Here is a 23,776-nt window from a genome sequence, read left to right as displayed (position 1 = left end):
GGCGCCCCTTGTACCTTTCTTATGCCGGTAAAAAACGATTCCAATAACACTGCGGGCAAGGCGCCGCCGCGCCATATCGCCGTCATCATGGATGGCAATAACCGTTGGGCCAAGGCCCGCCGTCTCCCCAGTCTGGCCGGCCACAGGGCCGGTGTCGAAAGTGTCCGCCGCCTCGTCGAGGGCTGTATCGCCCAGGGCGTCGGTCATCTGACCCTGTTCGCCTTCAGCAGTGAAAACTGGCAGCGTCCTCCTCTCGAGGTCAAGGGGCTGATGGAGCTGTTCATGCTGGCGCTCAGACGCGAGTCCCGCAAGCTGCTGAAGAACGATATCCGGCTGCGCATCATCGGCGACCGCAGTCGTTTCAGTCCGTCGCTGCAGGACAAGATCGCCGAGGCCGAGGCGCTGACCGCCGGTTGCCAGAGGCTGCAGCTGAATATCGCGGCCAACTATGGCGGGCGCTGGGATATTGCCCAGGCTGCGGCCCGGTTGGCGCGCGACTGTGCCGAGGGGCGTCTCGATCCCGATGCGGTCGACGAAACGATGCTCGGGCGCTATACCTGTCTGGCGGATCAGCCGGCGCCGGATCTCTGCATCCGTACGGCCGGCGAGCATCGCATCAGCAACTTTCTGCTCTGGCAGATGGCCTACACCGAATTCTATTTTGCCGACTGCTACTGGCCCGATTTTGGCGAGCAGCAACTGGCGGAAGCCATCAGAGACTATTGCGGCCGCCAGCGCCGCTTTGGCAAAACCAGCGAGCAGATAGAGGCGGGTGAAGGTGCTTAAACAGCGATTGTTGACAGCCCTGGTGCTGGCGCCCGCGGCGCTGGCCTGTGTATTTTTGCTGCCGTTGCCCTGGTTCGAGTTTTTCGTCGCCGTGGCGATGGTGCTGGGCGCCTGGGAGTGGAGCCGTCTGGCGGGCTTTGACGGTACCGGCGCGCGCGGGCTTTTGGGTTCGGGCTCGGCGTGCTGCTGGCGGCCGCCTTCTTCACGCGCCCCTGGGTACCGGTGCCGGCGCTGATGCTGGTGGCGGTACTGTTCTGGCTGCTGGCGCTGTACTGGGTGGTCCGCTTTCCTGTCTGCGGTGTCTGGACAGCCCGGGGCAGCCGTTTGCTGATTGGTTATCTGGTGCTGGTTGCCTGCTGGTTCGCGCTGGTCGAGCTCAAGGGGATGGCGCAGGGCAATCAGCGCATTCTGCTGCTGTTGCTGCTGGTCTGGGGTGCCGATGTCGGGGCCTATTTCAGCGGCAAGACCTGGGGCGCCACAAGCTTGCGCCCGATGTCAGTCCCGGCAAGACCCGGGAAGGGCTCTGGGGCGGACTGTTCAGCTGCGTGCTGGTCGGTGCCGGCTTTGGTTTCTGGCTTGAACTCCCGCTGTCGCAGCTGGTCTATCTCGTCGTGCTGTCATTCTGTACGGGCCTTGCGTCGGTGCTGGGTGATCTATTCGAAAGCATGCTCAAGCGTTACCAGGGGATCAAGGACAGTGGCCGCATACTGCCGGGACACGGGGGCGTGCTCGATCGTATCGACAGTCTGATGGCGGCCGCTCCGGTATTCGTGCTCGGCATGCTGCTGATGACGGAGCTGTAATGGGCATTCTGCATACGCTGCTGGCGACGATCGTGACTCTCGGGTTGCTGGTGACCATCCACTGATGATGGAGCATTGATGAGTATTCTGCATACGCTGCTGGCGACGATCGTGACTCTCGGGTTGCTGGTGACCATCCATGAATGGGGGCATTTCTGGGTGGCGCGCCGCTGTGGTGTCAAAGTGTTGCGCTTTTCGGTCGGTTTCGGCAAGCCGCTCTGGTCGCGGCGCGATCGCCAGGGCACCGAATACGTGGTGGCGGCGATCCCGCTGGGCGGCTATGTGCGCATGCTCGACGAGCGCGAGGGCGATGTGCCCGAAGCGCTGCGCCCTCAGGCCTTCAACAACAAGCCGCTCTGGGCCCGCAGTGCCATCGTGGCCGCCGGCCCGCTGGTCAACCTGCTGTTCGCGGTGCTGGCCTATTGGTTGATGTACGTGATCGGTGTCAGCACCGTGGCGCCTGTGATCGGAGCGGTGCAGCCGGATACACCGGCCTGGTATGCCGGTGTCGAAGCCGGCGGCGAAGTGGTGGGGCTGGACGGCGACGAGCTTCATTCCTGGGAGCAGCTGAACCTGAGCCTGGTTTCCCATATCGGCGAAAGCAGAACCCTCTCGCTGCGGGTGCTGTATCCGGATGCTTCGTCGCCCGTCGCCTATCCGGTGCGGCTCGATGGCTGGCAGGTCGATATCGAGCGCGAGAGTCCGCTGCGGGCGCTGGGGCTGAGGCCCTGGCAGCCTCCGATCCCGGCGGTGCTGGGTCAGTTGCTGCCGGAAGGACGGGCGGCCGCGGCCGGGCTGGAGCCGGGGGATCTTGTATTGAGCATCGATGGCGAACCGGTCGCCGACTGGCCCGCGCTGGTCGAGACGGTGCGCGCGGCACCGGAGACGCTGCTGCAACTGCGGGTCGAGCGCGGCGGGCGCCAGCTGGATGTCGACCTCGTGCCCGAGGCCCGGGAGGACGAGGCGGGGACGATCGGCTATATCGGCGCCGGCGTGGAGCCGGTCGGCTGGCCCGAGGAGCGGCTGCGAACCCTGCGCTACGGGCCTGTCGAAGCGGTCGGCGTGGCCGCCGCCAAGACGGTTCAGATGATCACGCTGACCCTCGAATCGATCTGGAAAATGCTCGAAGGGGTCATCTCGGTAAAAAACTTGAGTGGCCCGATCACCATTGCTAAAGTGGCGGGGGCCTCGGCCGCGTCCGGCCTGGAGTCCTTTATCAGTTTTCTGGCATACCTGAGTATCAGTCTGGGCGTGCTGAATCTGCTGCCCATTCCGATGCTCGATGGTGGTCATCTGTTCTACTACGGCATCGAGGCGCTTCGGGGCCGGCCCGTCAGTGAGCGGGTGCAGATGTTCGGGCTCCGCATCGGTATGGCCGTACTGTTTACCCTGATGGCAGTTGCAATCGTTAATGACCTGATGCGGCTGTAGAAATGGCATGGTTGCCGGTTTTCTTCGATGGAATAAGACGTAGTTCATGAAACTCAGACTGGGACTTGTTTTCTCCCTTATTTGCTGGGGAACTCTGGCGCACGCCGCCATCTCGCCATTTACCGTTTCCGATATCCGTCTCGAGGGGCTGCAGCGCGTCGAGCCCGGCACGGTGTTTCGCAACTTTCCGATCGCTACCGGGGACCTGATTACCGAGTACGAGCTGACCCGCGCGACCCGTGAGCTTTTCGGGTCCGGCTATTTCGACGACATCGAACTCTTTCGTGACGGCGATGTGCTGGTGGTCAAGCTTCGGGAGCGTCCGGCCGTGAGCCTGATCCGTCTCGATGGCAACAAGGTTATCAAGGACGAGGCGCTGATCGATGGCCTGAAACAGAGCGGGCTGCAGGAGGGCGAGGTCTTCAAGCGCGCCGCGCTGGACCGTATCCAGCTCGACCTGCAGCGGCTCTACGTCGCCCAGGGGCGCTACGGTGCCGGCGTTGAAACCGAGGTCGAGGAGCTGCCGGGCAACCGCGTGGCCCTCAATATCGATATCAACGAAGGTCAGGTGGCCTCGATCCGGCACATCAACGTTGTCGGCAACGAGGCCTTCGGCGACGAGGACCTGACGCAACTGTTCGAGCTGCAGCTGCCGGGGTTCTGGAGCTTCATCACCGACAGCGACCGTTACTCCCGGGAAAAGCTGTCCGGAGATCTCGAACGTCTGCGTTCCTGGTACCTCGATCGCGGCTATATCAACTTCGCCATCGACTCCACCCAGGTGTCAATCTCGCCGGATCGCCAGCACGTCTACATCACCGTCAATATCACCGAGGGCGAGCAGTTCCGCATTCGCGATGTCGATCTGGCGGGCAGTCTCGCCGTGCCGCAGAACGCGCTCGAGGCCGAGCTGAAGATCGAGCCGGGTGCGGTATTCTCGCGCCGGGAGATGACCGAGACTCAGGAGCGTCTGCAGCGGGTGCTGGGTGACGGCGGTTACATGTTCGCCAACGTCAGCCCGGTGCCGACAGTGCACGAGGACGACAATACCGTCTCGCTGCGCTACTTCGTCGAACCGGGGCAGCGCACCTACGTGCGCCGGATCCTGATCAAGGGCAACACCACCACCGCCGACGAGGTGCTGCGTCAGCAACTGACGCAGATGGAGGCGGCGATTGCCTCGGCCGAGAAGATCGAACAGTCCAAGCAGCGTCTGTCGCGGACCGGCTACTTCAAGAACGTCGATGTGGAAACCCGCCCGGTGCCGGGCACCAGCGACCAGGTCGACGTCGAGTATTCGATCGAAGAACAGCCGTCGGGGCAGTTCACCGCCGCGGTCGGCTTCTCCCAGAGCGCCGGTATCATCTTCCAGCTCGGGGTGCAGCAGGACAACTTCTTCGGTACCGGCAAGCGGGTCGGCTTCAACTTCTCCAACAGCGATACGCTGACCGAATACAGCTTCAACTATACCGACCCGTTCTACACCGTTGACGGTGTGAGCCGTGGCTTCGATGTCTTCTATCGAGAGCGCGACTACGACGAGGACGATGTCAGTAGCTATACCACCGACGAGTACGGTGCCGGCGTCAATTTCGGCTATCCGATCAACGATTACCAGCGCCTGAGCTTCGGTCTTGGATTCGAGTCGATCAGTCTGAACACCTTCGGCAGCACGGCCCAGGAGGTCACCGACTTCATTGCCGAAGAGGGTGACGATACCTATCTCGACTGGGTGATGAAGGCGAGCTGGAGTGACAATCACCTGAATCGCGGCCTGTTCCCGACCCGCGGCTATTCCCAGAGCCTGTCGCTGGAAGCGGCCGTGCCGGGCAGCGATCTGGGCTACTTCAAGTCCCTGTACCGCGGCGAATACTACCTGCCTCTCAACGGTACCGAGACCTGGGTGGTCAGTGCCGGTGGCCGGCTCGGTTATGGCGACAGCTTCGGCGACAACAACTATCCGTTCTTCAAGAACTACTACGCCGGCGGTCTGCGCACGGTGCGTGGTTTCAAGAACAACTCCCTCGGTCCGCGGGATTCCAATGACGATGCCTTCGGCGGCAATATGCTGGCCGTCGGCTCTCTCGAGCTGATCTTTCCGACACCGTTCATCGATGACAACACCAGTTGGCGCACGCTGGCGTTCTTCGATGCCGGCAACGTCTTCACCACCGACTGTCTGGTCGAATCCAGCGACTGTACCGAAGGTGTCGAACTTGACCAGATCCGCTACGCGGCCGGCGTCGGCCTGAGCTGGCTGACGCCGGTCGGTCCGCTGTCGATCTCGCTGGCGATGCCGCTCAACGACAAGAAGGATGACGAGACCGAGGTCTTCCAGTTTTCCCTCGGCCAGTCTTTCTAAGGAGTCATGATGAAACTGTTTCAAGCCTTTTTGCTCGGTATCGCGGTACTCTTCTCGGTTCAGGCCTCGGCCGACAAGGTCGCCGTACTCGGTGTCGAGGAGGCGGTGCTCAAGTCCGATGCCGCGGCCGATTTTCGCGAGCAGCTGAAGAGCGAGTTCGCCGGCGATGAAAAACAGCTGGTCGAGCTGGAAAAGCACGCCAAGACGTTGCAGGAAAAGCTGCGCAAGAACCAGGGGTTGCAGTCCAAGGAGGACGCGGAGCAGCTGCGCCTGCAGTTCCAGAAAGCCTTTGGCCAGTACCAGAAGCAGGGTCAGGAGCTGCAGCAGAAGCGTGCCGAGCGCGAGCGCGCCTTCCTGTCCGAGATGCGTCCGAGGCTCGACGAAGTGATTCGCGACGTGATCGAGAAAGAGGGCTATGACGTGGTGCTGGCGAAACAGGCGACCGTCTATGCCAAAAAGGACGCCGATATCACTCCGCTCGTGATCAAAGGGCTGAACAAGAAATAGGCCGGTATGACACAGGTCCGGGAGTACAGTCTGGAGGCGATCGCCGAACTGGTCGGTGGTCGGGTGAGCGGTGATCCGGAATACCGGGTCGCCGGCCTCGCAACCCTGCAATCAGCTGGCCAAGGCCAGCTTTCGTTTTTGCCAACGGCCGTTACCTGGCACAGCTGAAAGACAGTGCCGCCGGCGCCATACTGGTGCGTGCCGAGCATCGCGACGCGGTAGTCGGTCATGCGGTGCTGGTCGAGGACCCCTACCGCGCCTTTGCCCGTGTCAGTCAGCTGTTCGACTGGCGGGCCGCAGTAGTCCCCGGCATTCATGCCACCGCTGTCGTCGCCGCCGATGCCGACGTCGATCCGCAGGCGCAGGTCGGGCCCTGTGCGGTGATCGGGTCCGGGTCGCGGATCGGGGCCGGTGTCAGTGTCGGCGCCCAGGTCGTGATCGGGGCTCGCTGCTCGGTCGGCCGGGATAGCCGCCTCGAGGCCGGTGCGCTGCTCTATGACGATGTCCGGATCGGGGAGCGTTGCATCGTCCACTCCGGGGCGGTACTGGGTGCCGACGGCTTTGGCTTCGCGCCCGAGGGGAGGGCTGGCTCAAGATCTGTCAGCTCGGCGGCGTTTCGATCGGCAACGACGTCGAGATCGGTGCCGGTACCACGGTCGATCGCGGCGCCCTGGATGACACCCGCATCGATGACGGTGTCAAGCTGGACAACCAGATACAGGTGGCGCACAACGTTCGCATCGGCCGCAATACCGCCATCGCGGGCTGTACCGCCATCGCCGGAAGCACTAAAATTGGCGAGCGTTGCACCATCGCCGGTCTGTCAGGCATTACCGGGCACCTGACAATAGCCCCGGACACCCATATTACCGCCATGTCGCTGGTCAGCAAATCGATCAGCCGGCCCGGTGCCTATTCGTCGGGCACGGGGCTGCAGCCTCACCAGAGCTGGAAGCGCAACGTGGTGCGATTCAGGCAACTGGACGACATCGCGCGGCGCGTTACCAAACTTGAACAGACAATCGAGCTTAATTCTACTGAAGGTCACAAAGAATGATGGATGTTAAGGAAATCCGGGAGTACCTGCCCCACCGTTACCCCTTTCTGCTGGTGGACAGGGTACTGGAACTGGAGGTAGGCGAGTCCATCGTTGCGATCAAGAACGTGACCGTCAACGAGCCCTTTTTCAACGGCCACTTCCCGGATCATCCGGTCATGCCGGGCGTGCTGATTGTCGAAGCCATGGCCCAGGCGGCCGGCATCCTCGGTTTCAAGACCATGGACAAGAAACCGCAGGACGGCTCGATCTACTATTTCGTCGGTGCCGACGACCTGCGCTTCAAGCGGCCGGTGGTGCCGGGCGATCAGCTGCGCCTCGAGGCACGCAAGATTTCCGAACGCCGCGGCATCTGGAAGTTCGATGTCCGGGCCACCGTGGACGGCGACGTCGTCAGCTCAGCCACCATTCTCTGTGCAGATAGAAAGGTGTAACCCTTGATCGATTCCCGCGCCCTATTGGATGCCAGCGCCAGGATCGCGTCCGACGTCGAGATCGGCCCCTGGACAATCATAGGTCCCGATGTCGAAATCGGAGCCGGCACGGTCATCGGCCCCCATGTTGTGGTTCGCGGGCCGACCCGTATCGGCAGCCACAACCGCATCTTTCAGTTCGCCTCGGTGGGAGAGGACTGTCAGGACAAGAAATACAGGGGCGAGCCGACCCGGCTCGAGATCGGCGATCACAACGTCATCCGCGAAGGGGTCACCATCCACAGGGGGACGGTGCAGGACCAGGGGCTGACGAAGATCGGCAGTCACAACCTGCTGATGGCCTACGCCCATGTCGCCCATGACTGCATGGTTGGTGACAATATCATACTCGCCAACAATGTAGCCCTGGCCGGCCATGTGCATGTCGGCGACCATGCGATCCTCGGCGGTTTCACCGCGGTACACCAGTTCTGCCATATCGGTGCCCATGTGATGTGCGGTGCCGGCACCGTGGTGCTGAAGGATATCCCGGCCTACGTCATGGCCACGGGCAACAGCGCCAAACCCCATGGCATCAATGTCGAGGGGCTGCGCCGGCGCGGCTTCTCGCCGGAGGCGCTGCGCACCCTGCGCCAGGCCTACAAGGTGGTCTACCGTCAGCGCCTGACCCTGGAGCAGGCGCTGGAGAAGCTGAATGAGATGCTGGCCTCCTGCGCCGAGCTGCAACCGCTGATCGATTCGCTGCAGGCATCGACCCGCGGCATCATCCGCTGAGGCCGCCGATGGCCCTGCGTATCGGTATCGTGGCCGGAGAGGCCTCGGGCGACATTCTTGGCGCCGGCCTGATCGAGGCGCTGCGCCGCCGCTATCCCGATCTCGAAGTCGAAGGCGTCGGCGGAGATCTGATGATCGCCGCCGGCTGCCGTTCGCTCTACCCGATGGAGCGGCTGTCGGTGATGGGGCTGGTCGAGGTGCTGGGGCGGCTGCCGGAACTGCTGGGTATCCGCCGTGAACTGGCGCGGCATTTCGTCGAGACGAAGCCGCATCTCTTTATCGGCGTCGATGCGCCGGACTTCACTCTCGGTCTCGAGGGCCGGTTGCGCGAGGCGGGTATCCGCACCGTGCATTATGTCAGTCCGTCGGTCTGGGCCTGGCGCCGCAAGCGGGTGCTGAAAATCAAAAGCACCACCGACCTGATGCTGACGCTGTTCCCGTTCGAGGCACGGTTCTACGAGGAGAACGATCAACGCGTCGCTTTCGTTGGTCACCCGCTGGCGACCCGGATACCGATGGAACCCGACCGTGACGGGGCCCGCGAAGGTCTCGGTCTGCCGCCCGACGCGGAAGTCGTGGCGCTGCTGCCGGGTAGTCGCGGCGGTGAGCTCAAGTACCTGGCACGGCCTTTTCTCGAGACCGCGCGCTGGCTGAAGCAGCGCCGGCCGGAGCTGCGCTTCGTGCTGCCGGCAGCGAACGAGGCCCGGATGCACCAGCTGCACGAGCTGGTGCAGGACGAGTTCGCCGATCTCGGCGTCGAACTGATGCTCAAGCACTCGCGCGAGGCGATGCAGGCGGCCGATGCGATCCTGATCGCCTCGGGTACCGCAACCCTCGAGGCGATGCTGCTGAAGCGGCCGATGGTGGTGGCCTACCGCATGGCGCCGCTGACCCATCGCATCCTGTCCCGACTGATCAGGAGCCGCTACATCTCGTTGCCGAATCTGCTGGCCGATGCGCCGCTGGTACCCGAAGTGCTGCAGGACGAGGTGCGTCCCGAGGTGCTGGGGCCCTTGCTGTTGCGGCAGCTCGATGACCGGGCCCATGGTGAAGGTCTGCAGCGACGCTTCGCCGATATCCACCGCCAGCTTAACCTGGACGCCGACGAGCGCGCGGCCGAGGCGATCGTGCAGTTGCTTGAAACCGGGGCGCCCTGAATGCAGACCCTGGGATTCGATTTTGCGGCAGGCGAGCGCATGGCCGGCGTCGACGAGGTGGGGCGCGGGCCGCTGGTCGGCAACGTGGTGGCGGCAGCGGTGATCCTCGATCCGGACCGGCCGATCGCGGGACTGGCCGACTCCAAGGCGCTGAGCGAAAAGAAGCGCCTGGCGCTTTACGATGAAATCCGCGAAAAGGCGCTGGCCTGGTGCGTGGCGTCGGCAAGCCCCGCCGAGATCGATGAGATCAACATCCTGCATGCCAGCATGCTGGCGATGCAACGGGCGGTGCAGGGCCTCGCACCCGCGCCCGACTATGCCCTGATCGACGGCAATCGCTGTCCGGTGCTGAGCTGCCCGGCGGAACCCGTGATCAAGGGCGATGCGAAGGTGCCGGCCATCAGTGCCGCCTCGATCCTCGCCAAGGTGGTGCGCGACCGCGAGATGCAGGCCCTGCACAGGGTGCATCCGGGTTACGGTTTCGCGCAACACAAGGGCTACCCGACGCCCGCCCATCTGGAGGCCCTGCGCCGGCTTGGCCCCCTGCCTGAACATCGCCGCAGTTTCCGCCCGGTGCGGGAGTTGCTGCCACCCGGAGACTGACCTGTCATGGCTACACCTCAATTCGTTCATCTGCGGCTGCACACCGAATATTCGCTGGTCGATGGCCTGGTGCGGGTCAAGGAGGCGGTCGGGGCGGCCAAGGCCGAGGGCATGCCAGCGGTTGCCGTGACCGATCAGTGCAATCTCTTTGCGATCGTGAAGTTCTACAAGGCGGCACTGGGTGCCGGCATCAAGCCGATCTGCGGCGCCGACATCCTGGTGATGAACGAGGCCGAGCCGGAGTCCGAGCCCTATCGCATGACGCTGCTGGTGCGCAATGGCAAGGGCTATCGCAACCTGATGGAACTGGTCTCCCGCGCCTATGCCGAAGGCCAGAACATCATCGCCGAGAAGGCACTGCTGAAGCGGGAGTGGGTCGGGGAAAAGGCCGAAGGGCTGATCGCCCTCTCGGGGGACGGCAGGGCGAGGTCGGCCGCGCACTGCTGGCCGACAACGGCTCGGCGCGTTTCGTGCTCGAGGAGTGGATGCGGATCTTCCCGGACAGTTTTTACCTGGAGGTGCAGCGCACCGGGCGCCGTGGCGATGAGGAGCTGGTGCATGCCAGTGTCGCCCTGTCCCACGAAACCGGCTGTCCCCTGGTCGCGACCAACGAAGTGATGTTCATCAAGGCCGAGGACTTCGATGCCCACGAGGCGAGGGTCTGCATCAACCTGGGCCGAACCCTCGATGATGCCCACCGGCCGCGGGACTACAGCGAGTATCAGTATTTCCGTTCCACCGCCGAAATGGTCGAGCTGTTTGCCGATATCCCGGAGGCGCTGGCCAATACGGTGCAGATCGCCCGACGCTGCAATATCGACATCGAGCTGGGGACCTACTACCTGCCGAAGTTCCCGGTACCCGAAGGCATGCTGATGGACGACTATTTTCGTCAGGTCAGCCTCGACGGACTCGAGGAGCGGCTGGAAATCCTGCTGGATCGCAACGATCCGGAGTACGAGGCCAAGCGCCAGGTCTATATAGACCGTCTCGAATTCGAGCTCGACATCATTATTCAGATGGGTTTCCCGGGCTACTTTCTCATCGTGATGGACTTCATCAAGTGGGGCAAGGAGAACGGCGTACCGGTGGGACCGGGGCGCGGCTCCGGTGCCGGCTCCCTGGTGGCCTATGCGCAGAAGATCACGGACCTCGATCCGCTCGAATACGACCTGCTGTTCGAGCGCTTCCTGAACCCGGAACGTGTCTCCATGCCCGACTTCGATATCGACTTCTGCATGGACAACCGCGACAAGGTGATCGACTACGTGGCCCGTACCTACGGCCGCGATGCCGTATCCCAGATCGTCACCTTCGGCACCATGGCGGCGAAGGCGGTCGTGCGCGACGTCGCCCGTGTCCAGGGCAAACCCTTCGGCCTCGCCGACCGGCTGTCCAAGCTGATTCCGTTCGAGGTCGGCATGACCCTCGGCAAGGCCTGGGAGCAGGAACCTGCGCTGCGCGAGTTCGTTGACGCCAGCGAAGAGGCCCAGGAAATCATGGAGATGGCCTACAAGCTGGAGGGGGTCACCCGCGGTGTCGGCAAGCACGCCGGCGGCGTGGTGATCGCGCCGACCAAGCTGACCGACTTCGCCGCCACCTACTGCGACGAGTTCGGTGAAGGCCTGGTGACCCAGTTCGACAAGAACGACGTCGAGGAGGCGGGGCTGGTGAAGTTCGACTTCCTCGGTCTGCGTACCCTGACCATCATCGACTGGGCGGTCGAAACCATCGACCGGATCCGTGCGAAGGAGGGGCAGGAGCCGCTCGACGTTTCGCTGATCGACCTCGAGGACAAGCGCACCTTCGACCTGCTGCAGGCGGCCGAGACCACGGCGGTGTTCCAGCTCGAGTCCAGCGGCATGAAGGATCTGGTTCGGCGCCTCAAGCCCAGCCGCTTCGAGGATATCGTCGCACTGGTGGCCCTGTTCCGGCCGGGGCCGCTGCAGTCCGGCATGGTGGACGACTTCATCAACCGCAAGCACGGCCGTGCGGAACTCGCCTGGCCGCACCCCGACTACCAGCTCGATATCCTGCAGCCGATCCTGGAGCCGACCTACGGCATCATCCTGTACCAGGAGCAGGTCATGCAGATCGCCCAGGTCATGGCGGGCTATACGCTCGGCGGCGCCGACATGCTGCGCCGCGCGATGGGCAAGAAGAAGCCCGAGGAGATGGCCAAGCAGCGCGCGATCTTCCTCGAGGGCTGCGCCGGCCAGGGCATCGACAAGGACCTGGCCGGCAACATCTTCGACCTGGTGGAAAAGTTCGCCGGCTACGGCTTCAACAAGTCCCACTCCGCCGCTTATGCGCTGGTGTCCTACCAGACCGCCTGGCTCAAGGCACATTACCCGGCGCCCTTCATGGCGGCCGTGATCTCCTCCGATATGCAGAACACCGACAAGGTGGTGATCTTCATCGAGGAGTGCCGCAAGATGGGGCTGGCGCCGCTGCCACCCGATGTTAATGGCGGCGAGTACATGTTCACCGTCAACGATGCCGGTCAGATTGTCTACGGCCTCGGTGCGATCAAGGGGTCGGCGAGGGGCCGATCGATGCGATCGTCAAGGCGCGCGAGGATGGCCAGGGCGATTTCGGGGATATCTTCGATTTCTGCGAGCGGGTCGGTGCCAAGAAGCTCAACAAACGCGTGCTCGAGGCGCTGGTGCGCTCCGGTGCGCTGGACAAGCTCGGTCCGAGCCGGGCAGTGCTGTTCGAGGCCATTCCCGACGCGCTGAAAGCGGCGGATCAGAACGCCCGCAACCAGGATGCCGGCATGTTCGACCTGTTCGGCGAAGTCGAGGTCGAGGAGAAGCGCGACCCCTACGCCGACTATGGCCGGGTGCGCAACTGGACCGACAAGGAGCGCCTGACCGGCGAGAAGGATACCCTGGGTCTCTATCTCACGGGGCATCCGATCGACGAATACGAACGCGAGCTGAAGCACTTCATCAGCAAGAAGATCGTCGATATCCAGCCGGCGCGCGGGCGCATGCAGAAGATCGCCGGCCTGGTGGTGGATCTGCGGCTGAAGAAGACCAAGAAGGGCGACAACCTCTGTTTCGTCTCGCTCGACGATCGCAGTGCCCGCATCGAGGTGACCCTCTACGGCGAGGCCTACGACGAGGCCCGCAACAGGCTGAACAAGGATGCGGTGCTGATCATCGAGGGCGAGGTGGCCCAGGACGACTATAATGGCGGCCTCAAGGTCAAGGGCAGCAAGGTGCTGGATATACCGCAGGCCCGTGCCCAGTATGCCCGCTGTCTCGAGATTCGCTGCCTGAGCCGGGACATTGCCGGGCGCCGGCTGCGCGAGCTGGCGGACATTCTCGAGGCCTATCGCGGCAATGCCAGCCTGCCGGTACGGCTGCGTTACCGCCGCGAAGATGCCGAAGCCAGCCTGCCATTCGGCGAACGCTGGCAGGTCGAGGCCAGCGACGACCTGGTGATCCGGCTCAAGGACCAGTTCGGCGAGAAGGCCGTGAGCCTGTGCTACTGACCCGGGCTGGTTACCCTGCGGCTTGTGGCTCCATCACGGGTGGTTATCGCCGGGGGCAACAGGTAGAATTGCCGGTTTTATGATCTTCAAGTAACCGAATTGCAGAGCGGAAGCAGACGCGAACATGAACCCGAATTATCTTGAATTCGAACAGCCTATCGCTGAACTGGAAGCGAAGATCGAAGAATTGCGCCATGTCGGCGACGATACGGACGTCAACCTGTCCGAGGAGCTCGGCAAGCTGCGCGAGAAAAGCCGCAGCCTGACCGCTTCGATCTTCTCCAACCTGTCGGCCTGGCAGGTTTCGCAGCTCGCCCGTCATCCCAGGCGCCCCTATACCCTCGATTATGTTGCGCATATCTTCGAGGACTTCGACGAAATTCACGGCGACCGGCACTTCGCCGACGATGCCGCGATCGTCGGCGGTATTGCCCGCCTTGACGGCAAACCGGTGGTGGTGATCGGCCATCAGAAGGGTCGTGAAACCAAAGAAAAGATCCGTCGCAATTTCGGCATGCCCCGCCCCGAAGGCTACCGCAAGGCGCTGCGCATCATGGAAATGGGCGAACGCTTCAAAATGCCGGTGCTGACCTTTATCGACACGCCGGGCGCCTATCCCGGTATCGATGCCGAAGAGCGGGGGCAGTCCGAGGCCATCGCCTTCAACCTGGCGAAAATGTCCCAGCTCAGAACACCGATCATCTCCACCGTGGTGGGCGAGGGCGGCTCCGGGGCGCGCTGGCGATCGGCGTCTGCGACGAGCTGATGATGCTGCAGTACTCGACCTACTCGGTGATCTCGCCTGAAGGCTGTGCCTCCATCCTGTGGAAAAGCGCCGAGCGCGCGGCCGATGCGGCCAAGGCGATGGGCATCACCTCGGAGCGTCTGCACGAGCTCGGTCTGGTCGACAAGGTGGTCAGCGAACCCTGGGCGGCGCTCACCGCGATCCTGCCCTGATGGCGGCCAATCTCAAGCTTGAACTGGTCAGTGTCCTCGACAGGCTGCAGGCGCTGTCCATGGAAGAACTGCTCGAGCGCCGCTACGATCGCCTGATGGCCTATGGCCTGAGCAAGGACTGAGTCCTGCGGCGACGCTATGGCGCCTGATGCGCTGCTGTCCGCTTTCCGGCGCCAGCTCGAGGCTCGCCCCGGGACCCGTCGCTGGCTGATTGGTTTCAGCGGCGGGCTCGACTCCCGGGTGCTGGTCGAACTGGCCGCCCGGTGTCTCGATCCCACCCGGATACTGCTGCTGCACGTCAATCACCACCTGCAGGCCGAGGCCGACAGCTGGGCAGTACGCTGCCGTCGGACTGCCGCCGCGCTGGGGCTCGGGATCCGCGTGCTGAACGTGGCGCCCGCCAGCGCGTCCGAGGCCGATGCCCGCGAGGCCCGCTACCGGGCCTTCGAAGGCGAACTGCAGACGGGCGACTGCCTGCTGCTGGGGCATCATGCCGACGACCAGGCCGAGACCCTGCTGTTGCGCCTGCTGCGCGGCGCCGGCGTTCGTGGACTGAAGGGGATGCCCCGCAGCCGCAGGCTCGGGGCGGGTCGGCTGCTGCGTCCGTTGCTGGATATAAAGCGCGCCGACCTGCAAAGCTGGGCCCGGCAGCAGGGCCTGGAGTGGATCGAAGATCCCTCCAATGCCGGCCTCGACTACGACCGCAATTTTCTGCGTCACCGTGTGCTGCCGCCGCTGGCCGAACGCTGGCCCGACTGTGCCCGGCGCACGGCGCACAGTTCAGGTCATCTCGACGAAGCGGCCGGTCTGCTGGCAGAAGTGGCCGGGGATGATCTGGCGGCCTGTCGGCGACCTCGCGGGGGCTCGGTATCGAGGCGCTGGCGACACTGTCGAAGGCGCGGCGCAACAATCTGCTGCGTCACTGGGTGGAGACGGCGACCGGCATCAGCCTGAATGCCCGCCTGCTGGCCAGTATCGAACAGGATCTGTTGCCGGCGGCGGCAGACCGGCAGCCGCGGATCGCACTCGGCGACTGGTCGCTGCGCCGTTACCGCGGCGAGCTCTATCTGCTGGCGCCGTCCGCACTCACGGACGCCGGAACCCTGGGTGGGCTGAAGCTGGTGCCCAGCGAGATGCAGCTGGCGCAGGGGCGGCTGCTGATCCGTCCGGCGCGACCAGGCGAGACTGCGTTGCAAAGCCTCGAGGGGCTGACCCTGCGCTACCGGCGCGACGGAGAACGCTGCCGCCCGGCGGGGCGTGGTGGCGCCCATCCGCTGAAGAAGCTGTTCCAGGAATACGCGGTGCCGCCCTGGCTAAGGGACAGCTGGCCGCTGCTGGTCGGCGACGACGAGATCGTCGCGGTGCCGGGGCTCTTTGTCTGCGAGGGGTGGCAGAGCGCCCCGGGCGAGAGCGGTGGTTATTGGGTTGAGTGGGAGCCGGGGCCGAGCTGGCGGCCAACAACGACGTAGGGTGGAATGAGCCTGCGAATTCCACCGGCGGTATCGGCTGCCGGTAGAGTTCATACGGTACAAGCGGTGGAATTCGCGCCCGCGGCACTCATTCCACCCTACCAGCTCCTCACTATCCGATTGTCTGGCAGAGGGCATTTTGCTATCCTGATGCCCCATCTCGAGTTCGAAAACTCCCGCACCTTTTTCAACCTACGACCATACAGGTTCTGCATGACGCGTTACATCTTCGTCACCGGTGGTGTTGTGTCCTCACTGGGCAAAGGCATCGCCTCCGCTTCTCTGGCTGCAATTCTTGAGGCCCGGGGCCTGAAAGTCACCATGCTCAAGCTGGACCCGTACATCAACGTGGATCCGGGGACCATGAGCCCGTTCCAGCATGGTGAAGTCTTCGTGACCGAAGATGGGGCCGAAACCGACCTGGATCTGGGGCATTACGAGCGTTTCATCCGCACCACGATGACGCGCCGCAACAACTTCACCACCGGCCGGGTCTATCAGCATGTGCTGCGCAAGGAGCGCCGCGGCGACTACCTCGGCGGCACTGTCCAGGTGATTCCGCACATCACCGACGAGATCAAGCGTCGCGTGATCGAAGGTGCCGGCGACGCCGATGTGGCACTGGTCGAGATCGGTGGCACGGTCGGCGACATCGAGTCGCTGCCGTTCCTCGAGGCGGTGCGTCAGCTGAAGGCGGAGCTGGGCTTTTCCCGCGCCCTGTTCATGCACCTGACCCTGGTGCCCTACATCGCCACGGCCGGCGAGACCAAGACCAAGCCGTCGCAGCACTCGGTCAAGGAGCTGCGCTCCATCGGTATCCAGCCGGATATCCTGGTCTGTCGTTCCGAACAGCCGTTGCCGGCTTCTTCGCGCCGCAAGCTGTCGATGTTCACCAACGTCGAGGAGCGGGCGGTCATCTCGCTGCCGGACGCCGACAGCATCTACAGCATCCCGCGCATGCTCGAAGAGCAGGACCTCGACGATATCGTCGTCGAGCGCTTCCACCTCGAGTGCCCGCCGGCTGACCTCGCCGAGTGGGACCGGGTGGCCGATGCGCACCAGCATCCGGAAGGCGAAGTCACCATCGCGATGGTCGGCAAGTACATGGAACTGCTCGATGCGTACAAGTCGCTGATCGAGTCGATCACCCATGCCGGCGTCAAGCTGCGCAAGAAGGTCAGGATCCGTTACATCGACTCCGAAACCGTCGAGCGCGAGGGTGTCGAGGTGCTCGAGGGCGTCAGCGGCATCCTGGTACCGGGCGGCTTCGGCGAGCGTGGTGTCGAAGGCAAGATCAAGGCGGTGCAGTATGCCCGCGAGAACAAGGTGCCCTACCTCGGCATCTGTCTCGGCATGCAGGTCGCGGTGATCGAGTTCGCCCGCAACGTGGCCGGCCTCGAAGGTGCCAACTCCACCGAGTTCGACAGCCGCAGCCCCCACCCGGTGGTCGGCCTGATCACCGAATGGACCACCTCCGAAGGCGAGGTGGAGGTCCGCGACGAGAGCACGGACCTTGGCGGCACCATGCGCTGGGGGCCCAGGAATGTCAGCTGGCGGAAGGCTCCACCGTGGCGGCCGCCTACGGTTCGACCCGCATCGTCGAGCGTCACCGTCATCGCTATGAAGTGAACAACCACTACGTTGCCCGACTGGAAGAAGCCGGCCTGCGCATTGCCGGCCGTTCCGCCGACGGTGAGCTGGTGGAAGTCGTCGAGGCTCCGGATCATCCCTGGTTCGTCGCCTGCCAGTTTCACCCGGAGTTCACCTCCACCCCGCGTGACGGGCACGGACTCTTTACAGGATTTATAAAAGCGGCCCTGGACAAACAGGGTTGACCCGAGGAGAGCTGCAGGCCCGAAGTCCCGCTTCGGGTTTTTGACCCTTTCGATTATAGAAACTTGGAGTTTGATCCGAATGGCACAGATTGCAGATATCAAGGCGCGCGAGGTACTGGATTCGCGCGGCAACCCGACCGTCGAAGCCGATGTGATTCTGGCTTCCGGCGTAATCGGCAGCGCCTGCGCGCCGTCCGGCGCCTCGACCGGATCCCGCGAAGCGCTCGAACTGCGTGACGGCGACAAGTCCCGTTACCTGGGCAAGGGCGTGCTGAAGGCGGTCGCCGCCGTCAACGGCCCGATCCGCGAAGCCCTGATCGGGTTCGATGCAGCTGACCAGCGTACGCTGGACAACAAGATGCTGGAACTCGACGGCACCGAGAACAAGTCGCAGTTTGGCGCCAACGCCATCCTGGCGGTGTCGCTGGCCGCCGCCAAGGCCGCAGCCACCGAGAAAGGTATTCCGCTGTACGCGCACATCGCCGAGCTGAACGGCACCTCCGGTCAGTATTCGATGCCGGTGCCGATGATGAACATCCTCAACGGTGGCGAACATGCCGACAACAACGTCGACATCCAGGAGTTCATGGTGCAGCCGGTCGGCAGCCCGAGCTTCGCCGAAGCCCTGCGCTGCGGTGCCGAGATCTTCCACGCGCTGAAAGCCGTGCTCAAGGCCCGCGGCCTGAACACCGCTGTCGGTGACGAAGGCGGTTTCGCGCCGAACCTGGGGTCCAACGAGGAAGCCCTGGTGGTGATCCGCGAAGCGGTCGAGAAGGCCGGTTACGCGCTCGGCAAGGACGTCACCCTGGCGCTGGACTGCGCCGCGTCCGAGTTTTACAAGGACGGCAAGTACGACCTGGCCGGCGAAGGCAAGGTCTTCGACGCCGAAGGCTTCAGCGACTTCCTGGCACAGCTGACCGAAACCTACCCGATCGTCTCGATCGAAGACGGTCTGGACGAGTCCGACTGGGCGGGCTGGGCTTACCTGACCAACAAGATCGGCACCAAGGTGCAGCTGGTCGGCGACGACCTCTTCGTCACCAACACCAGGATCCTCAAGGAAGGCATCGAGAAGGGTGTCGGCAACTCCATCCTGATCAAGTTCAACCAGATCGGCTCGCTGTCCGAGACCCTGGATGCGATCAAGATGGCCAAGGACGCCGGTTACACTGCCGTGATCTCCCACCGCTCCGGCGAGACCGAAGATACCACCATCGCGGATCTGGCGGTCGGTACCGCCGCCGGTCAGATCAAGACCGGTTCGCTGTGCCGCTCCGACCGTGTCGCCAAGTACAACCGCCTGCTGCGTATCGAGCAGGAGCTGGGTGAAAAGGCCGTCTACAACGGTCTCAAAGAGATCAAGGGGCAGTAAGCCGCACAAGCTACAAGCTGCAAGCCGGCTTGCAGCTTGTAGCTTTTTCTCTGTTGGCACCTTGTCGGAAGATTGCTGTAGGGTGCTGGTGAGCAACGCGAACCGCACCGCTGCAAGGACGGTGCGGTGCGCTTCGCTTACCCGCACCCTACGAATTCGGATAGCCCCTGCGGCTTGACGAATTAATCTTGGCTGGAGTCCCACTTGTATCGCTGGGTCGTCGTTTTTCTGTTACTGATGCTGGTCGGACTGCAGTACCGTCTCTGGTTCGGCGAGGCCAACCTGCGCGAAATCCTGGCGCTGAAAGAGGCCATCAGCGAGCAACAGCAGGCCAACGAGAAACTGCTTGAACGCAATCGCCAGCTGGAGGCCGAAGTGCAGGACCTTAAGCAGGGCCTGGCCGCGCTCGAGGAGCGGGCCCGCAGCGAGATGGGCATGATCCGCGAGGACGAAACCTTCATTCAGCTCATCGAACCCCGTCAATGAATTCAGACAGTCACGACTTTTCCCGCCATTTCGCCTGGCTCAACGGCGAACCGTCCGTTTCAGCCTCCATCCGCCATGAGAACGCCGACTTTCAGGTCGTCGAGCAGCTCGGTTTCGAACCCGAGGGCGAGGGCGAACATGTTTTTCTCTATATCCGCAAGAGCGGCGAGAACACCGACTGGGTCGCCCGCCAGCTGGCGCGCTTCTGTCAGGTGTCTCCACGGGAGGTCGGTTACGCCGGCAAGAAGGACCGTCACGCGCTGACCGAACAGTGGTTCAGCGTACGTTTGGGTGTGCACCGTAATCTCAACTGGCAGCTGTTCGGCGGCGACAGCATCGAAGTGCTGAAGGCGGTACGGCATCCGCGCAAGCTGCGCCTGGGCGTGCTGCGCGGCAACCGATTCCGGCTGCGCCTGCGTGACGTCAGCGATATGGACGGCCTCGAGGCCCGCTTTACGTTGCTGGCGGCCGGTGTGCCGAACTATTTCGGTGAGCAGCGTTTCGGCTTCGATTTCGGCAACCTCGACAAGGGGCTGGCGCTGATCCGCGGCGAGCTGAAGGAGCGTCAGCGGCACAAGAAGGGGCTTTACCTGTCGGCGGTGCGCTCCTGGTTGTTCAACCGGCTGCTGTCCACGCGTATCGAGCAGGGGCTCTGGTCGCGGATACTGCCCGGCGATGTGCTGATGCTCGACGGCAGTCACAGCTGCTTCGGTGCCACGCCCGATGCGGCGGGGCTCGATGCGCGACTGGCATCGGGCGACCTTGACCTGACCGGACCGCTGCCGGGTGCGGCCGGGCAGTTGCTGGACGGCGAGGCGCTGGAGTGGGAAAGCCGGACGCTGGCTCCCTGGCAGTGGCTGATCGATGATCTGGTGCAACTGGGGATGCGTTCTGAACGCCGTGCATTGCGGTTGCGGCCGCAGGGGCTTGCGATGGAACGCGAATCTGATCGACAATGCTGGATCGAATTCGAGCTTCCGGCCGGTGCTTTCGCCACCAGTGTGCTGAGGGAGTTGTGTCATGTTTCTGTATCCCGCGTCGCGGGAGGCCTGAGCACAGATGATTAAAGTACTGATATCCAATGATGATGGCGTCTACGCGCCCGGGCTTGCGGCACTGGCGGAAGCCATTGGCGAGGTCGCCGAAATTCAGGTCATCGCGCCGGACCGCAATCGCAGCGGCGCCAGCAATTCACTGACCCTGGACCGGCCCCTGGAGGCCCATACGCACCACAACGGCTTTATCAGCCTCAATGGTACGCCGACCGACTGCGTTCACATGGGCGTCTCCGGAATCTTCGGCATGGTGCCGGACCTGGTGGTGTCCGGCATCAATGCCGGTGCCAATCTCGGCGACGATGTCATTTACTCCGGTACCGTTGCGGCGGCGATGGAGGGGCGGTCGATGTCGCTGCCGCCGATTGCCGTGTCGCTGGCCAGCTATCATCCGGAACATTACAGGTCGGCGGCCCAGGTCGCGGCAATGTTGGTGCGCGATATTGGGCATCTGAATCTGGCGCCGCGCAGCATCCTCAATGTCAATGTGCCCGATCTGCCGATGGATCAGATCAAGGGGTTCATGTCACCCGCCTTGGTCACCGGGAGATGGCGAGTGGCCCGGTGGCGAGCGTCGACCCCCGGGGCTGCACGCGCTACTGGGTTGCCGGTGCCGGCAAGATCGCCGACCGCGATCCCGGTACCGACTTCTTCGCCATCGACGAGCACTACGTGTCCATCACGCCGCTCCAGATCGACATGACCCAGTATTCCGGCATGGACAATCTGGCCTCCTGGTTAGAGGATCTGCAGTGAGCGACGTGAATCTGCAGGGCATCGGCATGACCTCGAGGCGCACCCGCGAGCGGCTGGTGAGCCGGCTGCGCGAGCAGGGTATCGCCAACGAGGCGGTGCTCGAGGTGATCCGCGACACGCCGCGGCATATTTTCATAGACGAAGCGCTGTCCCATCGTGCCTACGAGGACACGGCGCTGCCGATCGGTTTCAACCAGACCATCTCTCAGCCCTTTATCGTTGCCCGCATGACCGAGTTGCTTCTGGAGGAGGGGCCCTGCCAGCGGGTACTTGAGGTCGGCACCGGCTCAGGTTATCAGACCGCGATCCTGGCCGTGCTGGCGACCCAGGTATTCAGCCTCGAGCGTATAAGGCCGCTGCAGGAAAAGGCACGTAAGCGGATGAATCTGCTGAAGCTGCACAATGTGCAGATGCGTCACAGCGATGGCGGCATGGGTTGGCCGGCGCAGGCGCCGTTCGATGGCATCATGGTCACGGCGGCGCCCGAGTCGGTGCCCGAGGACCTGCTGGCGCAGCTGGCGATCGGCGGCCGGCTGGTGATTCCGGTTGGCGGCAGTCATGGTCAGGAACTCAAGCGTATTCGTCGTATCGGCGATGAGCAGTTCGAAACCGAAGTTCTGCAGACCGTGAAGTTCGTGCCACTGGTCGGCGGCACCGTTCGCTGAGGGCGGCAGAAGCCCGCAGGGTGCCTGCAATCGACGGTATTGATGGAACCATTGACCGCTCGCAAAAGTCCCATTGCCTCCGGAGCCGCCTGTCATGCGCCTGACGTCGGTGTGGGTGCAGTGACATGCGGATTCAAGATCGACGTAGGGGCGAAGTGATGCAGAGTCTGAAAGATAGCGCGCCGGCAGGGGCGCAGTCGAGCCATACGCTGGGGAGTACCATGAAGCAGTCGCGTAATGGGTTGGAACACCTGTTGCTGGTCGTCAAGGGCATGCTGATGGGGGCGGCGGATGCCGTGCCCGGGGTATCGGGAGGTACGATTGCCTTCATCACCGGTATCTACGAGGAGCTGATCCATTCGCTGCGCCAGTTCGATCTAGATGCGCTGCGGCTGCTCTTCCGCCGGGGGCCGCGTGCCGCCTGGCAGCACGTCAACGGCAATTTCCTGCTGGTACTGGTGAGCGGCATTCTGCTGAGTCTGCTGAGCCTGTCCCATCTGGTGCTTTATCTGCTCGGGGCCTATCCGGAGCTGCTCTGGGCCTTCTTTTTCGGCCTGATCGTGGCTTCGACCTGGAGCCTGTGCCGTCATATCGATGCCTGGCGCAGCAGCATGCTGGTTTCCTTCGCCACCGGGGCGGTCCTGGCCTATGCGGTGACTCAGCTGGCGCCGTCGACTCTCGATGCCACGCCGGTGGCGTTCTTCTTCTGCGGTATGGTCGCGATCTGCGCGATGATACTGCCGGGTATTTCCGGCAGCTTCATTCTGCTGCTGCTGGGCATGTACACGCCGGTGATGACGGCGGTGCAGCAGTTCCAGTTCGGCAACCTGGGGCTCTTTGCCTGCGGCGCCATCATCGGCTTGCTGGCCTTCGCCCGGGTGCTGGACTGGGCTTTCAGTCATCACCGCACCACGACCCTGGCATTGCTCGGCGGTGTGCTGCTCGGTTCCCTGAACAAGGTATGGCCCTGGAAGTACACCACCGCCTATACCATCAACGGCCACGGCAGCGAGGTTCCGCTGGCGCAGGAAAACGTCCTGCCGGACAGCTATCAGATGCTGACCGGTCAGGAACCCTATCTGGCCGGGGCGCTCGGACTGATGCTGCTTGGGGCGGCGCTGGTGGTGCTGCTCGACCGCTACGGCAGGTCCGGGCATTCATGATCGGGAGCGGCTGATGCGGGACTTCGGAAGAGGGATACTTCTGCTGGTCGTCATGCTCGGGCTTGCGGCCTGCGGCGGCGGCTATGCTCCCGTTTCCGAGCGCTCCATCAACAGCCGTCCGTTGCCGGACTCCGGCGTCTATGTCGTCAAGTCCGGCGATACCCTGTACTCCATCGCCTGGCGCTACAACCTCGATTACCGCGAGCTGGCGCGTATCAACAGGATCGATTCCCGCTATCTGATCTACGTCGGCCAGAAGCTGAAGCTCAGGACAGCGGCGGCCGCTGTCACCAAAACATCATCCCGTGACGCTAGTCTCGCTCGTGCGGAGCCTGTCAAGCCGCCTGCCAGGGCAGCCAAACCTGTCGGCACAAAGACGCCGCAGGTACCCGCCGCGAAAGCTGCCGGAACAAGCGACGGGCCTCTGCCATCAAAGACTGTAGCGGCGGCGTCGGCTCGGCTGCAGTGGCGCTGGCCGGCAGACGGGCCTCTGCTGAGCCGTTTTTCGAATTCCGGCACCAAGGGCATCAATATTGCCGGCAAGGCCGGTGATCCGGTGCGGGCGGCCGGCGGGGGCGGGTTGTTTATGCCGGTGACGGCTTGAG

The 23,776-nt window shown here is 63.5% G+C and carries 18 protein-coding genes and 6 pseudogenes; all 24 read left to right on the top strand.

Annotated elements, in window-relative coordinates:
• Nucleotides 1-21: 21 nt before the first annotated feature.
• The 24 genes and pseudogenes from uppS to ACFQDL_RS07960 all read left to right on the top strand — a co-directional run bounded on the left by uppS (nucleotide 22) and on the right by ACFQDL_RS07960 (nucleotide 23,775).
• On the top strand, nucleotides 22-786 hold the full coding sequence (gene uppS, locus ACFQDL_RS08075) for a polyprenyl diphosphate synthase (protein WP_379908560.1): 765 nt from the start codon (nucleotides 22-24) through the stop codon (nucleotides 784-786).
• Nucleotides 779-1,021, top strand: a complete 243-nt coding sequence (locus ACFQDL_RS08070) for a phosphatidate cytidylyltransferase (protein ID WP_379908559.1) — start codon at nucleotides 779-781, stop codon at nucleotides 1,019-1,021. Before uppS ends, ACFQDL_RS08070 begins: the two co-directional genes overlap by 8 nt.
• Nucleotides 1,021-1,589: pseudogene (locus ACFQDL_RS08065) on the top strand (phosphatidate cytidylyltransferase). The gene ACFQDL_RS08070 and the pseudogene ACFQDL_RS08065 overlap by 1 nt, the downstream one beginning before the upstream one ends.
• 78 nt (nucleotides 1,590-1,667) lie before the next feature.
• Nucleotides 1,668-3,020 (top strand): sigma E protease regulator RseP, encoded by a 1,353-nt coding sequence (rseP, locus tag ACFQDL_RS08060; protein ID WP_379908558.1) that lies wholly within the window; start codon nucleotides 1,668-1,670, stop codon nucleotides 3,018-3,020.
• Nucleotides 3,021-3,066: 46 nt separating this feature from the next.
• Nucleotides 3,067-5,382, top strand: coding sequence for an outer membrane protein assembly factor BamA (bamA, locus tag ACFQDL_RS08055; protein ID WP_379908557.1), 2,316 nt, complete (start codon nucleotides 3,067-3,069; stop codon nucleotides 5,380-5,382).
• Between the two features lie 9 nt (nucleotides 5,383-5,391).
• A complete protein-coding gene (locus tag ACFQDL_RS08050; protein ID WP_379908556.1) occupies nucleotides 5,392-5,889 on the top strand; it encodes an OmpH/Skp family outer membrane protein in 498 nt (165 codons plus the stop codon).
• 194 nt (nucleotides 5,890-6,083) lie between these two features.
• Nucleotides 6,084-6,392, top strand: a pseudogene (locus ACFQDL_RS08045) (UDP-3-O-(3-hydroxymyristoyl)glucosamine N-acyltransferase); the annotation flags it as partial.
• Nucleotides 6,393-6,409: 17 nt separating this feature from the next.
• Nucleotides 6,410-6,946, top strand: coding sequence for a UDP-3-O-(3-hydroxymyristoyl)glucosamine N-acyltransferase (locus ACFQDL_RS08040; protein WP_379908555.1), 537 nt, complete (start codon nucleotides 6,410-6,412; stop codon nucleotides 6,944-6,946).
• The gene (fabZ, locus tag ACFQDL_RS08035) at nucleotides 6,943-7,380 is read left to right on the top strand and encodes a 3-hydroxyacyl-ACP dehydratase FabZ (protein ID WP_379908554.1); all 438 of its coding nucleotides are present in this window, start codon (nucleotides 6,943-6,945) and stop codon (nucleotides 7,378-7,380) included. The genes ACFQDL_RS08040 and fabZ overlap by 4 nt, the downstream gene beginning before the upstream one ends.
• Before the next feature lie 3 nt (nucleotides 7,381-7,383).
• A complete protein-coding gene (lpxA, locus tag ACFQDL_RS08030; protein WP_379908553.1) occupies nucleotides 7,384-8,154 on the top strand; it encodes an acyl-ACP--UDP-N-acetylglucosamine O-acyltransferase in 771 nt (256 codons plus the stop codon).
• Between the two features lie 8 nt (nucleotides 8,155-8,162).
• Nucleotides 8,163-9,311, top strand: coding sequence for a lipid-A-disaccharide synthase (lpxB, locus tag ACFQDL_RS08025; protein WP_379908552.1), 1,149 nt, complete (start codon nucleotides 8,163-8,165; stop codon nucleotides 9,309-9,311).
• Nucleotides 9,312-9,914, top strand: a complete 603-nt coding sequence (gene rnhB, locus ACFQDL_RS08020) for a ribonuclease HII (RefSeq protein WP_379908551.1) — start codon at nucleotides 9,312-9,314, stop codon at nucleotides 9,912-9,914.
• Nucleotides 9,915-9,920: 6 nt separating this feature from the next.
• Nucleotides 9,921-13,413, top strand: a pseudogene (gene dnaE / locus ACFQDL_RS08015) (DNA polymerase III subunit alpha).
• A 124-nt stretch (nucleotides 13,414-13,537) separates the two neighbouring features.
• Nucleotides 13,538-14,492, top strand: a pseudogene (accA, locus tag ACFQDL_RS08010) (acetyl-CoA carboxylase carboxyl transferase subunit alpha).
• Between the two features lie 16 nt (nucleotides 14,493-14,508).
• A complete protein-coding gene (gene tilS, locus ACFQDL_RS08005) occupies nucleotides 14,509-15,324 on the top strand; it encodes a tRNA lysidine(34) synthetase TilS (protein WP_379908550.1) in 816 nt (271 codons plus the stop codon).
• Nucleotides 15,297-15,839: a tRNA lysidine(34) synthetase TilS gene (tilS, locus tag ACFQDL_RS08000; protein ID WP_379908549.1), complete on the top strand. Its 543-nt coding sequence runs from the start codon at nucleotides 15,297-15,299 to the stop codon at nucleotides 15,837-15,839. Before tilS (ACFQDL_RS08005) ends, tilS (ACFQDL_RS08000) begins: the two co-directional genes overlap by 28 nt.
• Before the next feature lie 213 nt (nucleotides 15,840-16,052).
• Nucleotides 16,053-17,674, top strand: a pseudogene (locus ACFQDL_RS07995) (CTP synthase).
• A gap of 79 nt (nucleotides 17,675-17,753) precedes the next feature.
• Complete coding sequence (gene eno / locus ACFQDL_RS07990; RefSeq protein ID WP_379908548.1) at nucleotides 17,754-19,046, top strand: phosphopyruvate hydratase; 1,293 nt, start codon at nucleotides 17,754-17,756, stop codon at nucleotides 19,044-19,046.
• Between the two features lie 204 nt (nucleotides 19,047-19,250).
• Nucleotides 19,251-19,532: a cell division protein FtsB gene (gene ftsB / locus ACFQDL_RS07985; protein ID WP_379908547.1), complete on the top strand. Its 282-nt coding sequence runs from the start codon at nucleotides 19,251-19,253 to the stop codon at nucleotides 19,530-19,532.
• A complete protein-coding gene (gene truD, locus ACFQDL_RS07980) occupies nucleotides 19,529-20,599 on the top strand; it encodes a tRNA pseudouridine(13) synthase TruD (protein ID WP_379908546.1) in 1,071 nt (356 codons plus the stop codon). Before ftsB ends, truD begins: the two co-directional genes overlap by 4 nt.
• Nucleotides 20,592-21,343 (top strand): annotated as a pseudogene (gene surE / locus ACFQDL_RS07975) (5'/3'-nucleotidase SurE). The gene truD and the pseudogene surE overlap by 8 nt, the downstream one beginning before the upstream one ends.
• Before the next feature lie 26 nt (nucleotides 21,344-21,369).
• Complete coding sequence (locus ACFQDL_RS07970; RefSeq protein ID WP_379912956.1) at nucleotides 21,370-22,008, top strand: protein-L-isoaspartate(D-aspartate) O-methyltransferase; 639 nt, start codon at nucleotides 21,370-21,372, stop codon at nucleotides 22,006-22,008.
• A gap of 158 nt (nucleotides 22,009-22,166) precedes the next feature.
• The gene (locus ACFQDL_RS07965; RefSeq protein ID WP_379908545.1) at nucleotides 22,167-23,171 is read left to right on the top strand and encodes a DUF368 domain-containing protein; all 1,005 of its coding nucleotides are present in this window, start codon (nucleotides 22,167-22,169) and stop codon (nucleotides 23,169-23,171) included.
• A gap of 13 nt (nucleotides 23,172-23,184) precedes the next feature.
• Complete coding sequence (locus ACFQDL_RS07960) at nucleotides 23,185-23,775, top strand: LysM peptidoglycan-binding domain-containing protein (RefSeq protein ID WP_379908544.1); 591 nt, start codon at nucleotides 23,185-23,187, stop codon at nucleotides 23,773-23,775.
• The last annotated feature ends 1 nt before the right edge of the window (nucleotide 23,776 follow it).

Source organism: Marinobacterium aestuariivivens, assembly GCF_042661465.1.
GTDB lineage: Bacteria > Pseudomonadota > Gammaproteobacteria > Pseudomonadales > Balneatricaceae > Marinobacterium_A > Marinobacterium_A aestuariivivens.
This window is presented reverse-complemented; position numbering and strand designations above follow the sequence as displayed.